Below are 13,725 nucleotides of genomic sequence, written 5' to 3' on the forward strand. Positions count from 1 at the left end.
CCTTCTCCATCCGGTTCGATGCAGGAAGCGCGTTCGGGTCAGGCCCAGTCGTGAAACGGGTTGTCCCACGTGATCCATTGTTCGGGGCCGGCGGCCATCTCGGTGTCGGTCAGCAGACACGCGTCGAAGCGCGCGCGCAGCGCCGGCTCGTCCATGTCCATGCCGATCAGCACGAGCTCCTGCCGCGCGTCGCCGACGCGCTCGTCCCACCGCGCGCGAATCTGCGCGACGGCCTCCGGGTCCTGCGGCCAGCGCTCGGGCGGCACGGCCGCCCACCAGTGACCGGCCGGCCCGTGCCGCGCGACCGCGCCGGCCTGCGACCACGAACCGGCGATGGTCGGATGCGTGGCCATCCAGAAGAAGCCCTTGGAACGGACGACGCCCGGCCATTCGCTTTCGACGAGCGCGAAGAAGCGCTGCGGATGGAACGGCCGCCGCGCCCGGTAGACGAAGCTGCGGATCCCGTATTCGTCGGTCTCGGGCGTGTGCGTGCCGCGCATTTCCCGCAGCCAGCCCGGCGCGAGCGACGCCGCATCGAAATCGAACAGCCCGGTGTCGAGCACGCGCTCGAGCGGCACCTTGCCGAATTCGGCGATCTCGATCCGCGCGCGCGGATTCAGGCCGCGCAGCAGCGCGATCAGCCGTTCGCGGGCCGACGCGTCGATCAGGTCGATCTTGTTGACCACGATCACGTCGCAGAACTCGATCTGGTCGATCAGCAGATCGACGACCGTGCGCGCATCCTCGTCGCCCATCGATTCGCCGCGCGACTGCAGGCTGTCGCGCGACGCGTAGTCGCGCAGGAAGTTGAACGCGTCGACCACCGTCACCATCGTGTCGAGCCGCGCGACTTCGCCGAGGCTGCGACCGTCCTCGCCTTCGAACGTGAAGGTCTCGGCCACCGGCAGCGGCTCGGAGATACCGGTCGACTCGATCACGAGCTGGTCGAAGCGCCCTTCGCGCGCGAGCCGGTCGACCTCGATCAGCAGATCCTCCCGCAGCGTGCAGCAGATGCAGCCGTTGCTCATCTCGACCAGCTTCTCGTCGGTGCGCGACAGCCCGGCGCCGCCGTCGCGCACGAGCGCGGCGTCGATGTTGACTTCGGACATGTCGTTGACGATCACCGCGACGCGGCGGCCTTCGCGGTTATTGAGGATGTGGTTGAGCAGCGTGGTCTTGCCCGCGCCGAGAAAGCCGGACAGGACGGTCACGGGAAGCCGCGCGGACGGTTGGGAGGCGGTGTTCATCGGGCGATTCCGGAAGCGGGACGGTGGACAGGAAGTGATATATTGTATCGATACGATATAACATATCATTTCGGGCGTCCAGCACGACGACAACGTGGCGGCGTGGCGCCGCACGCATCATGCCGTTTGAAAGGTGGGGTTGATAAGCTGCCCGGCGAGACCGTCGGCCACCCCTACACACCATGAAAAACAACACGCTTGCCACGCTGTTACTGTGCGCTGCCGTCCCCGGCGTCGCACTCGCACAATCGGTCGCCGCGCCCGCGCTGAAGCCCGGCGACACCTGGACCTACATCGACACGGTCGAACTCGGCCCGAACGGCTGGCGCCAGACGCGCGACCAGATTTCCATAGAGCGCACCACGTCGGATCACATCTACGTCGAAACCCGGCAGAGCGGCACGACGCAGGCGCCGCGCGAAGTGATCGTCGACGCGGACTGGAGCCGTGCGCGCAACGTCAACGGCACTGAAACCGTGGTGAACCGGCCGCTTGCGTTTCCGCTGACGGTCGGCAAGATGTGGACGGTCAAATACCGCGAAGCGCACCCGAATCCGCAGCACGCATCGGAAGCGTACGACACGCATTACAAGGTGGTCGGCCCCGATACCGTCACCGTGCCCGGCGGCAAGTTCGATGCGATCAAGATCGAGGCTGAAGGGACGTGGAACGCGCAAACCGCGCCGGGACAGTCGATCACGTCCGGCGTGTCCCACAACGCAGGCGGATCGACGATCGTGATGCAGAGCCGCAACAACGGGATGGTGGAACAGACCGGCAAGACCTACAAGGCGTTCTGGTACGTGCCGTCGGTGGGCCGCTGGGTCAAGTCGGTCGAGGAGTACTACGACGTCAACGGCGTGCGGACCGCGCGCTATTCGAACGACCTGGCGTCGTACACGCGCGCCGGGACGGCCAGCGGCAGCGGTGCGCCGTTGGCCGGCGGGCCCGCGACCGCGACCGCGTCGCCGGAAGGCCCGCCTCCCGGCGATCAATGACGTAGCGCTCCGTTACGTATAAAGCGACGCCTGCGGCAATTCCCCCGTCAGCGCAAACCGGCCGACATCGCGCAGCCGGTAGTCGAGCGGATCGTGCAGCGTATGCGTGCGCGCATTCCGCCAGAAGCGGTCGAGGCCGAGCGTCGCGGCCGTCGCGCGCGCGCCGCACGCATCGAACAGCGCCTCGCCGTTCTCGAGTGCCGCTCGTTGCGCGACGATCTTCGCTTCCGACACGGCGAGCGCCGCTTCCGCGCGTTCGTCGGCCGTCAACGCGTGCCGGCGCGTCCACGCGCGCTGCAGTTCGACGGCCGCGCGATCGGCCAGCGACGCGGCGGCAACGGCCTGCACGCGCATGTCGCCGAAGCGCTGCAGCGTATAGGGATCGTCGCTCGCCTGGGCGACGCCCGAGTGTATCCACGGCCGGCCCTGCTGCTGCACGTAGTCGCGCGCCTCGGCGAGCGCGCCCTCCGCAAGCCCGACGAACAGGTTCGTCAGCACGAGCTGCGACACCAGCGTGCGCAGCGTCGCGCGCGGCGTCGGCGGCGCTTCGGAGCGATGCAGCACTTCGTCGGGCGCGAGCGTCACGCCGTCGAAGCACACGCTGCCGCTGTCGGTCTGGCGCTGGCCGATCGGATCCCAGTCTTCGTTGACGGTGATCCCGTCGCGATCGGTCGGCACCACGCCGAACACGGAACGGCCGGTTGCGGGATCGTGCGCGGACACCGTCATCCGCTGCGAACCGCGTGTGCCGGAGCAGAACCCCTTCACGCCGTCGAGCCGGTAGCCGCCGTCCGGCGTCGCGGCGGCCACGAGCCGCGTGTCGAGCGGATTGACCGCATTGCCCCACCACCAGCGGTGCTCGACCGTGCCGCGCAGATAGCGTTCGCGCTGTGCCGCGCTGCCCCACACGTCGACGCTCACCACCTGCAGGACCTGGAACCCGACCAGATGCGCGAGCGCACTGTCGACGCGCGCGATCCGCCGGATCGTGTCGTAGATCTCGGGCCACGCGGCTTCCTGACCGCCGAATTCGCGCGGCACGGCGAGCGTCAGCAGGCCCGCGTCGGCGAGCCACTGCTTCTCGTCGGCCGCGTGACCGCCCGCGCGATCGCGCGCGGCGGCCGTCACGCGCAGCGCGTCGATGGCACGCGCCAGCGCAGCGGCGTCGATGCCGTGCGCGCCGGTCTCCGGTGCAAGCGTGGCCGGGCCACGTGGATCATTCATGCGACAGCTTCCTGTTCAATGGTTTCGTGCGCAACGACCGCGCCCGACAACGGCGCGAGCGCGTCGAGCCGGCGGCCGGTCAGCCGTGCCAGGATCTCGCGCCGCCAGTCGTCGTAGATCGCGCGGTATTCGGCGATATCCGCACCGAACACCTGCGCAGTATGCGCGTATTCGTCGTGCAGATAGCCGTCGAGCCGCGCCTGCGTTTCCTCGTCGGCGGCGATCACGCGGTCGATCAGCGCATCGCGCTCCGCGGCCGGCAGCGCGTTCAACGTGTCGAACCACCACTGGACGATCTGCACGCGATGCCACTCCTCGTCCGGCCGGATCCGGTTCTCGCCGTGCTCGCGCATCGCGCCATCGGCGATGCGGCCGGTCTTGCGCTGGATCCACAGCTTCGCGAGGATGTGCAGCTCGTAATGCCATTCGAACGCGAGGAAGCCGGCCACGTCGCGCACCGCGATATCGCCGATGCGTTCCCAGTGCGCGGCAACCAGCTGCTCGACTTCCGGCAGCGGATCGCGGCCCGTCAGCTCGGTCACGCGTTCGCGGCCGATCACCGCATGCGCGCCGTCGTCGCCGAGCTGGCGCGACAGGATCAGCTGGAAATGCGGATCGTCGCGAAACAGCGTGTCGATCGCTTTCGCGACGACCTGCACGATGAACAGGTCGTGCGACGCCATCTTCGTGTAGTAGTCGGCGACGGCAGCCCGTTCGCCGTCGTTGCGCGGCTCGCGCGGCGGGGTGGCGAGCTTGTCCGGAAAGCCGGGACGATGGCGTCGCGCGACCGCCAGAAACAGCGCTTCCTCGAATTGTCCGTTCCACTCGCGCGGCGCGCCGATGGGCAAGGTCATGGGTATCGTTCTCTCAGGGTCGTCGATGAAAAGAGCCGGCGCTCGTGGCGCCGCTCAGGTACGCCGGGTCACGTGTCGGACCAGGCGGTCGCCGGTGATTTGCACGGCGGAAACGAGGGCGATCAGGATCACGATCACGGTCACCATCACGGTGGTGTCGAAACGCTGGTAGCCGTAGCGGATCGCGAGATCGCCGAGCCCGCCCGCGCCGACGGCGCCCGCCATCGCGGTCGAGCCGATCAGCGCGACGACGGTGATCGTGAAGCCGCCGAGCATGCCGGGCAGCGCTTCGGGCAGCAGCACGTGCCACACGATATGGCGGCGCTTCGCGCCCATCGCGAGCGCGGCCTCGATCAGCCCGCGATCGACTTCGCGCAGGCTCACTTCGGCGATCCGCGCGAAGAACGGAATCGCGGCGATCGACAGCGGCACGACGGCCGCCCAGACGCCGATGGTCGTGCCGATCAGCACGCGCGTGAACGGCAGCAGCGCGACGAGCAGGATGATGAACGGCGTCGAGCGGAACACGTTGACGAGCGCACCGAGCACCGCGTTCACGCCGCGCCGCGCGTAGATGCCGCCGGGCGCGGTCGTCACGAGGATCACCGCGAGCGGGATGCCGATCAGCGCGGCGATCGCGGCCGATGCGGCGACCATCGACAGCGTGTCGCGAATCGCGTCGAGCAGTTCGGGCCACCAGAGGTCAAACATAGCCGAGCACCTCCGCGTGATTCGCGTGGCGACGCGCGCGCTCGAGCAACGCGGCGACCGCGCCGCCACGTGCCGACGACGAACCCGCGTCGTCCGCGCGCGGCGACGCCGCGATCACGAGACGCCCCTGCGCATGCCCCTGGATGCGTTCGATCCCGCCGTGCAGGAATCGCACCGAGCCGCCGAGCGCCACCGCGAGCGCACCGACGTCCGGCTCGCCGCCGCTTTCGCCCGTATAGCGGACGTCGAGCACGACCTGCGCACCGTCGGGCAACGCGGCCAGCTCGGGCAACGGCTGCACGCGCGCGGCCAGTTCGGCCGGCAGGTCGTGCACGAGCGTGCTGAGCAGCGCGCGCGTCGCGCCATGCCGCGGTGCGCCGAACACGCGCCACACGGGGCCGGTTTCGACGACCTCGCCCTGTTCGATCACCGCGACCGTGTCGCACACCGCGCGAATCACTTCCATCTCGTGCGTGATCAGCACGATCGTCAGACCGAGGCGGCGGTTGATGTCGGCGAGCAGTGCGAGGATCGACTGCGTCGTCTCGGGATCGAGCGCCGACGTCGCCTCGTCGCACAGCAGCACCTCCGGATCGTGCACCAGCGCCCGCGCGATGCCGACGCGCTGCTTCTGGCCGCCCGACAGGCTCGCCGGATACGCGTCGCGCTTCGCGGCGAGCCCGACGAGTTCGAGCAATGCATCGACCTTGCGCACGCGTTCGGCCTTCGGCACGCCGGCGATCTTCAGCGGCAGCGCGACGTTCTCGAACACCGTCTTCGCCGACAGCAGGTTGAAATGCTGGAACACCATCCCGGTGCGGCGGCGCAACGCGACGAGGCCGTCCTCGTCGAGCGCGCCGACGTCGACGCCCTGCACGCGCACGCTGCCCGAACTCGGACGTTCGAGCCCGTTCACGAGCCGCAGCAGCGTCGACTTGCCCGCACCGCTGCGGCCAATGATGCCGAACACCTCGCCGCGCCGCACGTCGAGCGTCACGTCGCGCAGCGCGGCGGCCTGGCCGCGCGGCGTCGCGAACACCTTGCCGACATGTGCAAGCGACACGGCCGCGCCGTCGGCCGGCGCGTGCGCTTGCTCATGCGCATCCGCGCTCACGCCGGCGCCGGCCCGCACGGCCGATGCCTCGATGAAACCCAGCGTATCGAACAATTGCGTCATCGCTTCGCTCCGTCACGTTCATGCATGCGCGGGATGCGCCGGTTCGGCCCGCGCCGCGGCGGCCGGCCGGTGCTGCGCACCCGTGTGCCACGCGGGCAATCTCGCGCCGCCGCCGAACAGCTTCTCGCGCAGCGTCGGCGCCGGGTCGTAGTCTTCCTTGTAGACGCCGCGGTTCTGCAGCTCGGGCACGACCCAGTCGACGAAATCCTCGAACGACTCGGGCATCACGGTTCGCGTCAGGTTGAAGCCGTCGATGCCGGTCTCGTCGATCCACGACTGCAGTTCGTCCGCGACCTGCGACGGCGACCCGACGATCGGCGCATAGCGGCCGCCGAGCGACATCTGTTCAAGCATCCGGCGCACGGTCCACGTGCCGGTCGTGCTCTTGCGCGAGATCGCGTCGACGGCCGACTGGATCGAATCGGTCTTCACGTACGAAATCGGCTCGTCGAGGCCGTACTTCGCGAAGTCGATGCCGGTCGAGCTCGCGAAATGCGCCAGGCCGGCTTCCGGGCTCGCGTAGCGCCGGTATTCGTCGAACTTCTCGCGGGCGAGCAACTCGGTCCCGGCCGTCACGACGCTCACGCCGGCGAAGATCCTGATCGACGCCGGGTCGCGGCCCTGCCGTGCGGCGGCCGCACGAATGTCGAGCGCGGCCGCGCGCGCGGCGGCCTTGCTCTGGCCGTTCACGAACACGCATTCCGCGTGCCGCCCCGCGAACTCGACGCCGCGCGCCGATGAACCGGCCTGGTACAGCACCGGCGTGCGCTGCAGCGACGGCTCGCTCAGATGAATCGCGTCGACCGAATAGAACGGCCCGTCGTGCTTCACGCGCCGCACCTTGCCCGGCTGCGCGAACACGCGGGCGTGCGCGTCGCGGATCACCGCGTCGTCGTCCCAGCTCTGCTCCCAGAGCTTGTAGACGACGTCCATGTAGTCGTCCGCGCGCTCGTAGCGGTCGTCGTGGCCGATCTGCTGCGCGAGGCCCATCCCGCGCGCTGCGCTGTCGAGATAGCCGGTCACGATGTTCCAGCCCACCCGCCCCTTGGTCAGGTGATCGAGCGTCGACATCCGGCGCGCGAACAGATACGGCGGCTCGTAGGTCAGGTTCGCCGTCACGCCGAAGCCGAGATGCCGCGTGACCTGCGCCATCGCCGGCACGAGCAGCAACGGATCGTTGACGGGCACCTGCACCGATTCGCGCAGCGCGGCGTCGGGGCCGCCGCCGAACACGTCGTACACGCCGACGATGTCCGCGAGAAAGATCCCGTCGAACTTGCCGCGTTCGAGCGTCTTCGCGAGATCGGCCCAGTAGTCAAGATCGGTGTAGTGCGCGGAGCGGTCGCGCGGATGGGTCCACAACCCGTGGTTGATGTGCCCGACGCAGTTCATGTTGAACGCGTTGAGCAGGATCTTCTTGCGGTTCGCCGTCGTCATGTCCGCCTCCGTCACCACGCGATCGCGTACAGCGAGCCGAACGCGTTGTCGAGCGCACGGCGCACCGCCGGCGAGTGCTGGTAGATCGCGATGAACTTGCGGATGCGCGGATCGTTCACGCTGTCGGGCCGCACGACCCACTGGATCGCGAAGCTCTTGTTCTCGGTGCCGTCGAACAGCAGCGCGCTGTTCGGGTCGGTCGTGCCGGCCAGCTTGATGAAGCTCGGGTAGCCCTGCGCGAGATCGACGTCGTCGAGCGAGCGCGCGAGCTGCGACGCTTCGAGCGGGATGATCTTCAGGTGCTTCGGGTTGGCCACGATGTCGTGCGTGGTCGCGCGGTAGTCGGTGCCCGGCTTCAGCGTGATGAGGCCCGCGCGCTGCAGCAGCAACAGCCCGCGCCCGCCGTTGACCGGATCGTTCGCGATCGCGACGCGCGCGCCGTCCTTCAGCTCGGCGAAGCTTTTCACCTTCTTCGAATAAAGGCCGATCTTCATGATCGTGCCGGGCGCGATCGACACGAAGTCGTAGCCGCCCTGCTTCTTCGCGTTCTCCAGAAACGGGATGTGCTGGAAGTAGTTGACGTCGATGTCCTTGTTCGCGAGCGCCGCGTTCGGCGTATTCCAGTCGGTGAATTCGACGATCTTCACGTCGAGCCCCTGCGCCTTCGCCTCCTGCGCGGCGATCTTCAGCGCTTCGATCTGCGGGCTGGTCGAAATGCCGACCTTCAGCGGCGCGGTGTCGGCGTGCGCGCCGCTCGGCAGCGCGAAGCCGAACGACACCGCGAGCAGCGCGGCCGCCAGCAGGCGGGCCGGCCGGATCAGCCGCGCGAGGCGGCCGGCGGAAAGGCGGGCGGGAAAAACGGGATGCAGCATGGAACCACTCTCCTGTCCAAAGACGGTATCGACGGATGAGCGACGCCGCGGCGAACGCGCGGGCGCTCTCCGGACAGTCGTCGTCGCATCGGAAAAGGATCAGCCGATGATAGAGAGCAGCGGGAGGGCGGTCTACGAAGCGATTGTGCGAAGAAAATCGCGCGCGGCGATATGGCCCGCCAATCCGCGCGCCATCGGGGCGCGATCCGGGGCCAGGCAAGCGCCCCGGCCGGCCATCTGGCCGAAATCTCGGCCCGGGCGCCGGGCCGATTCCGAGATCTCGGCCAGCCCGTCGCGGCAACCCTTTCCGCAGACGAAATAAATCCCTTATGAATCAATGCATTAAAAATATTCCGGCAGGCCGGATTTCTGGCACGGGGGTTGCGTAGTAGACGGCACACAATGCCGCGAAGCGATGCAGGCATTCCAACATCAGGAGACACGTCTTGCAGACCTCTATCCAAACCCAATCCCATCCGGAGCCGATGTCCGAAGCCGGTCCCGCCACGCGCGAACGCTTCTGGCCGGAAGGCTGGTGGAAGCTGATGGAAATCCGCATCGGCATCATTCCGCTGCCGGTCTACGTGATCCTGTTCGCGCTGATCGTCGGGTTCGTGGTGACGGGCAAGGTGCCCGGCGAGATTTCGATGGCGATCGCCGTGCTCGCGTTCTTCGGCTTCACCTGCGCCGAACTCGGCAAGCGGCTGCCGCTCCTGCGCAACATCGGCGCGGCCGCGATCTTCGCGACCTTCGTGCCGTCGGCGCTCACGTACTACCACGTGCTGCCGAAGCCGGTGCTGAACCTGACGGTCGAGTTCACGAAGTCGACCAACTTCCTGTACCTGTTCATCGCGTCGATCATCGTCGGCAGTATCCTGAGCATGGACCGCCGCGTGCTGATCCAGGGCTTCGTGAAGATCTTCATCCCGCTCGCGGCCGGTTCGGTCGCCGCCGCGATCGTCGGCACGGCCGTCGGCACCGCGCTCGGCCTCGGCGCACGCCACACGCTGCTGTACATCGTCGTGCCGATCATGGCGGGCGGTGTCGGCGAAGGCGCGATTCCGCTGTCGATCGGCTATTCGGAACTGATGCACCTGCCGCAAGGTGAAATGTTCGCGATGGTGCTGCCGCCGGTGATGCTGGGCAGCCTGACCGCGATCATCCTGTCGGGCGCACTGGACATGCTCGGCAAGCGCATGCCGCACCTGACCGGCAACGGTCGCCTGCAGGTCGGCGAAAGCGGCGACATGACGCCGGAAAGCGAAGAGATCCGCGGCCACGTCGACGTCACGCACATCGCGGGCGCCGGCATCACCGCCATCACGCTGTACCTCGTCGGCCTGATGGCACACAAGCTGTTCGGCCTGCCCGCGCCGGTCGCGATGCTGTTCCTCGCGGTGCTGGTGAAGCTCGCCCGCGCAGTGTCGCCGCCGCTGCAGGAAGGCGCGTTCGTCGTCTACAAGTTCTTCTCGACCGCCGTCACGTATCCGCTGCTGTTCGCGATCGGCGTGGCGATGACGCCGTGGGACAAGCTGACCGCCGCCTTCACCGTCGTCAACGTCGTGACGATCGTGTCGACCGTCGCGACGCTGATGGGCACCGGTTTCGTGGTCGGCCGCCTGCTGAAGATGTACCCTATCGACACCGCAATCGTGAACGCCTGCCACAGCGGGCAAGGCGGCACCGGCGACGTCGCGATCCTCACTGCCGCGAACCGGATGCAGCTGATGCCGTTCGCGCAGATCGCCACCCGCATCGGCGGTGCGATCGTCGTCACGGTGACGCTGATCCTGGTCGCGCACTTCGGATGATGCGCGGCCGCGCGCACCGTCGCGCGGGCTGCTTCGCACGCGCCGCCGCCGGCTCTGCCGGCGCGCGGCGCACGTCGTTCCGGGCCCGGGCCTGTTCACGCCGATCGCTGACAACAGGCCCCGGCGGCGGGCTTCGATAAGGACGAACGTGCAGAAGAGCTTCAAGGGAATCCCGTGGTGGGGCTGGGCATCGGCCGCCGTGCTGTATGTCGGCGTGGCGGGCGCGGCCGTCGATTTCGCGTGGGAACGCGCGATCGACGCGCTCGAGGAAACCGGCGCGCACCGGCTCGACCTGTATGCGTCGAGCCTGAAGAGCGAGCTCGGCCGCTTCGAGATCCTGCCGGGCCTCGTCGCGCGCCAGGACAGCGTGCGCGCGATGCTGAAGGCCGCACCGCACGACGCGCCCCCGCTCGTGCATACCGTCGACACCTACCTCGAAGCCGTGAACCGCGACGCGGGCAGCGGCGCGGTCGACGTGATCGACCTGCAGGGCGAAGTGATCGCCGCCAGCAACTGGAACGAGACGATCAGCTTCGTCGGCACCAACGTGTCGTACCGGCCGTACTTCAAGGATGCCCTCGCGCACGGCAGCGGCCGCTTCTTCGGGATCGGCACCAATACCGGCGTGCCGGGCCTCTACTTCGCGAGCGCGGTGCGCGACGACGGCGTGCCGATCGGCGCCGCCGCGGTGAAGATCAGCGTCGACTCGCTCGAATCCGCGTGGCGCGCGCCAGGCGTCGCCGCGATGGTGGTCGACAGCAACGGCGTGGTCGTGATCTCGACCGAACCGGCGTGGAAATTCACCGCGCTGCGCCCGATCACCGCGCAGCAGCAGCGCGACATCCAGGCGTCGCGCCAGTACGCGGGCCGCACGGTCGACGCGCTGCCGTACCACCGCATCGGCGACCGCAGCACGGCCGCGTGGTTCGGCACGTTTCCCGATCCGCGCCACACCGGCCGCAACACCCGCTATCTCGTGATGTCGCGCCCCGCGCCGCAGGCCGGCGATTCGCTGATGGTGCTGCTCGACATCGCCGGCGCGCGACGCCAGCAGCAGACCGCGTTCGTGTTCGTCACCGGCGCGTTCCTGATCGCCGCGCTGCTCGCCGGCTATGCGATCCAGCGGCGCCGGGCGATCGCCGCGCGGCTGAGCGTGCAGGATGCGCTGCGCCGCGCGAACGACCGGCTGGAGCTGACGGTCGCGCAGCGCACGGCCGCACTGACGGCCGCGAACGAGCAGATGCAGCGCGAGATCGTCGAACGCGAGCGCACCGAACAGCGGCTGCGCGATTCGCAGCAGGAAGTGGTACACGCGGGCAAGCTCGCGGTGCTCGGGCAGATGGCCGCCGGCCTCACGCACGAGCTGAACCAGCCGCTCGTCGCGATCCGCACGCTGTGCGACAACGCGCGCACGTTCTTCGAGCGCGGCCAGCCGGCACCGGCGTACGCCAATCTCGAACGGATCGGCAAACTCGTCGACAGCATGGCCGTGCTCACCGGCGAGCTGAAGACCTTCGCGCGCAAGCCCGACGTCGAGCGCGTCTCCGTGTCGCTGAACGAGGCCGTCGCGCATGCGCGGCTCATCTACGATGCGCGGATCCGCGACGAAGGCGTGCTGCTCGACGTGAACATCGCACCCGGCACGGCCGTATCCGCCGAATCGAGCCAATTGCAGCAGGTGATCGTGAACCTGCTCGGCAACGCGCTCGACGCGGTGCACGACGCGCCGGTGCGCCGCATCGTCATCGACGCGGTCGGGCCGGACGACGACGGCCGCGTGTACTTCACGGTCGCCGACAGCGGCGCGGGTATCGCGCCCGAAGTGCTGCCGCACCTGTTCGAGCCGTTCGTCACCACCAAGCCGCGCGGCCAGGGCCTCGGGCTCGGCCTCGCGATCACGTCGCGCATCGTCGAGGCGTTCGGCGCGAAGATCGCCGCGACGAACCGCGACGAAGGCGGCGCGCAGTTCACCATCGAATTCGCGGCGGCAACGCCGCAACAAAGGACAGAGCATGGAAGATGAGATTCGGGTGCTGGTCGTCGAGGACGATGAAAACGTCCGGATCGGCGTCGAGCAGGCAGTCGAGCTCGCCGGGTTCCCGGTCGACGCCTTCGCGTCGGCGGCCGACGCGCTCGCGCACGTCGCACCCGGCGCCCCCGTCGTGATCGTGTCGGACGTGCGGATGCCGGGCATCGACGGGCTGCAACTGCTCGAACGCGTGATGGCCGTCGATGCGCAGATTCCGGTCGTGCTGATCAGCGGCCACGCCGACATTTCGACGGCGGTGGGCGCGATGCAGGACGGCGCGTACGACTTCATCGAGAAGCCGTTTTCGTCGGACGTGATCGCCGGGCGCGTCGCCCGCGCGGTCGAGAAGCGCCGCCTGACGCTCGAGGTGCAGGGCTTGCGCGCGGCGCTGAACAACTGGCACGGCATCGAGGCGTTCGTGCTCGGCAAGTCGCCCGCGATGGCCGACGTGCGCAAGAAGATCCTGCGCCTCGCCGACACGTCGGTGTCGGTGCTGATCACCGGCGAGACGGGCACCGGCAAGGAACTGATCGCGCGCAGCCTGCACGACTTCGGCGGGCGGCGCGATGCGCATTTCGTCGCGCTGAACTGCGGCGGCCTGCCCGAGCAGATCTTCGAGAGCGAGCTGTTCGGACATGAAGCCGGCGCATTCACCGGCGCGATCAAGAAACGCATCGGCAAGATCGAATGGGCGCACGGCGGCACGCTGTTCCTCGACGAGATCGAGACGATGCCGATTCCGCTGCAGATCAAGATGCTGCGCGTGCTGCAGGAGCGCGTGGTCGAGCGGCTCGGCGCAAACGAGCTGATTCCGGTCGACTGCCGCGTGATCGCCGCGTCGAAGGCCGATCTCGCGGAACTCGCGACCGACGGACGCTTCCGCGCGGACTTGCTATATCGCCTGAACGTCGCGCAGATCGAGCTGCCGCCGCTGCGCGAACGGCGCGAGGACGTGCCGCTGCTGTTCGAGCATTTCGTGCTCGCGGCCGCGCGGCGCTTCGGGCAACCGGCGCCGGTCGTCACCGCTGCGCAGGTGTCCGAACTGATGACGCACGCATGGCCCGGCAACGTGCGCGAACTGCAGAACGTCGCCGATCGCTTCGTGCTCGGCCTGACCGGCGACAGCCTGCTGTCGTCCGGCGGCACGCCCACGGCAGGCGGCACGCTCGCGGAACAGCTCGCATATTTCGAGCGGATGCTGATCGAGGACATGCTGCGGCGTCACAACGGCAACGTGGCGGACGCAAGCGAAGCGCTCGGCATGCCGAAGAAAACGCTTTATCACAAGCTGCGCAACCTGCGGATTCCCGCGCGCGGCGACGCGGCGGCCGACGGCGGCGAATGACGCGAACAAGGATACGCACA

The 13,725-nt window shown here is 68.5% G+C and carries 11 protein-coding genes; 4 read left to right on the top strand and 7 right to left on the bottom strand.

The window, feature by feature from the left end; translation table 11 throughout:
* Nucleotides 1-38: 38 nt before the first annotated feature.
* Nucleotides 39-1,247 carry a zinc metallochaperone GTPase ZigA gene (zigA, locus tag BX604_RS28035; protein WP_098554118.1) on the bottom strand — a complete coding sequence of 403 codons (1,209 nt, stop codon included), beginning with the start codon at nucleotides 1,245-1,247 and terminating at the stop codon, nucleotides 39-41.
* Between the two features lie 182 nt (nucleotides 1,248-1,429).
* Here zigA and BX604_RS28040 point away from each other — a divergent pair, with 182 nt between their 5' ends.
* On the top strand, nucleotides 1,430-2,245 hold the full coding sequence (locus BX604_RS28040) for a hypothetical protein (RefSeq protein ID WP_098554119.1): 816 nt from the start codon (nucleotides 1,430-1,432) through the stop codon (nucleotides 2,243-2,245).
* 12 nt (nucleotides 2,246-2,257) lie between these two features.
* On the opposite strand, the gene BX604_RS28045 is transcribed toward BX604_RS28040, so the two are convergent.
* Genes BX604_RS28045 through BX604_RS28070 form a run of 6 tightly spaced genes read right to left on the bottom strand, consistent with a single transcriptional unit; the run spans nucleotide 2,258 to nucleotide 8,520 of the window.
* Complete coding sequence (locus BX604_RS28045) at nucleotides 2,258-3,469, bottom strand: acyl-CoA dehydrogenase family protein (RefSeq protein WP_098554120.1); 1,212 nt, start codon at nucleotides 3,467-3,469, stop codon at nucleotides 2,258-2,260.
* Nucleotides 3,466-4,323: a hypothetical protein gene (locus BX604_RS28050; RefSeq protein WP_098554121.1), complete on the bottom strand. Its 858-nt coding sequence runs from the start codon at nucleotides 4,321-4,323 to the stop codon at nucleotides 3,466-3,468. Before BX604_RS28050 ends, BX604_RS28045 begins: the two co-directional genes overlap by 4 nt.
* Before the next feature lie 54 nt (nucleotides 4,324-4,377).
* Nucleotides 4,378-5,034 carry a methionine ABC transporter permease gene (locus BX604_RS28055; protein ID WP_098554122.1) on the bottom strand — a complete coding sequence of 219 codons (657 nt, stop codon included), beginning with the start codon at nucleotides 5,032-5,034 and terminating at the stop codon, nucleotides 4,378-4,380.
* Nucleotides 5,027-6,211, bottom strand: a complete 1,185-nt coding sequence (locus tag BX604_RS28060; protein ID WP_098554123.1) for a methionine ABC transporter ATP-binding protein — start codon at nucleotides 6,209-6,211, stop codon at nucleotides 5,027-5,029. The genes BX604_RS28055 and BX604_RS28060 overlap by 8 nt, the downstream gene beginning before the upstream one ends.
* Before the next feature lie 18 nt (nucleotides 6,212-6,229).
* Nucleotides 6,230-7,648, bottom strand: a complete 1,419-nt coding sequence (locus BX604_RS28065) for an LLM class flavin-dependent oxidoreductase (protein WP_098555017.1) — start codon at nucleotides 7,646-7,648, stop codon at nucleotides 6,230-6,232.
* A gap of 11 nt (nucleotides 7,649-7,659) precedes the next feature.
* On the bottom strand, nucleotides 7,660-8,520 hold the full coding sequence (locus BX604_RS28070) for a MetQ/NlpA family ABC transporter substrate-binding protein (protein WP_098554124.1): 861 nt from the start codon (nucleotides 8,518-8,520) through the stop codon (nucleotides 7,660-7,662).
* Between the two features lie 446 nt (nucleotides 8,521-8,966).
* On the opposite strand from BX604_RS28070, the gene BX604_RS28075 reads away from it, so the two are divergent.
* The 3 genes from BX604_RS28075 to BX604_RS28085 all read left to right on the top strand — a co-directional run bounded on the left by BX604_RS28075 (nucleotide 8,967) and on the right by BX604_RS28085 (nucleotide 13,705).
* The gene (locus BX604_RS28075; protein ID WP_098554125.1) at nucleotides 8,967-10,331 is read left to right on the top strand and encodes a 2-hydroxycarboxylate transporter family protein; all 1,365 of its coding nucleotides are present in this window, start codon (nucleotides 8,967-8,969) and stop codon (nucleotides 10,329-10,331) included.
* A 136-nt stretch (nucleotides 10,332-10,467) separates the two neighbouring features.
* Nucleotides 10,468-12,354, top strand: coding sequence for a sensor histidine kinase (locus BX604_RS28080; RefSeq protein ID WP_098554126.1), 1,887 nt, complete (start codon nucleotides 10,468-10,470; stop codon nucleotides 12,352-12,354).
* Complete coding sequence (locus tag BX604_RS28085; protein ID WP_098554127.1) at nucleotides 12,344-13,705, top strand: sigma-54-dependent transcriptional regulator; 1,362 nt, start codon at nucleotides 12,344-12,346, stop codon at nucleotides 13,703-13,705. Before BX604_RS28080 ends, BX604_RS28085 begins: the two co-directional genes overlap by 11 nt.
* The last annotated feature ends 20 nt before the right edge of the window (nucleotides 13,706-13,725 follow it).

Source organism: Burkholderia sp. JKS000303, assembly GCF_002563755.1.
GTDB classification, from domain to species: Bacteria; Pseudomonadota; Gammaproteobacteria; order Burkholderiales; family Burkholderiaceae; genus Burkholderia; species Burkholderia anthina_B.

Bases quoted from the DNA above. Each gene is read 5' to 3' on its own strand.
- zigA (WP_098554118.1), bottom strand. From the start codon at position 1,247: ATGAACACCGCCTCCCAACCGTCCGCGCGGCTTCCCGTGACCGTCCTG.
- BX604_RS28040 (WP_098554119.1), top strand. From the start codon at position 1,430: ATGAAAAACAACACGCTTGCCACGCTGTTACTGTGCGCTGCCGTCCCC.
- BX604_RS28045 (WP_098554120.1), bottom strand. From the start codon at position 3,469: ATGAATGATCCACGTGGCCCGGCCACGCTTGCACCGGAGACCGGCGCG.
- BX604_RS28050 (WP_098554121.1), bottom strand. From the start codon at position 4,323: ATGACCTTGCCCATCGGCGCGCCGCGCGAGTGGAACGGACAATTCGAG.
- BX604_RS28055 (WP_098554122.1), bottom strand. From the start codon at position 5,034: ATGTTTGACCTCTGGTGGCCCGAACTGCTCGACGCGATTCGCGACACG.
- BX604_RS28060 (WP_098554123.1), bottom strand. From the start codon at position 6,211: ATGACGCAATTGTTCGATACGCTGGGTTTCATCGAGGCATCGGCCGTG.
- BX604_RS28065 (WP_098555017.1), bottom strand. From the start codon at position 7,648: ATGACGACGGCGAACCGCAAGAAGATCCTGCTCAACGCGTTCAACATG.
- BX604_RS28070 (WP_098554124.1), bottom strand. From the start codon at position 8,520: ATGCTGCATCCCGTTTTTCCCGCCCGCCTTTCCGCCGGCCGCCTCGCG.
- BX604_RS28085 (WP_098554127.1), top strand. From the start codon at position 12,344: ATGGAAGATGAGATTCGGGTGCTGGTCGTCGAGGACGATGAAAACGTC.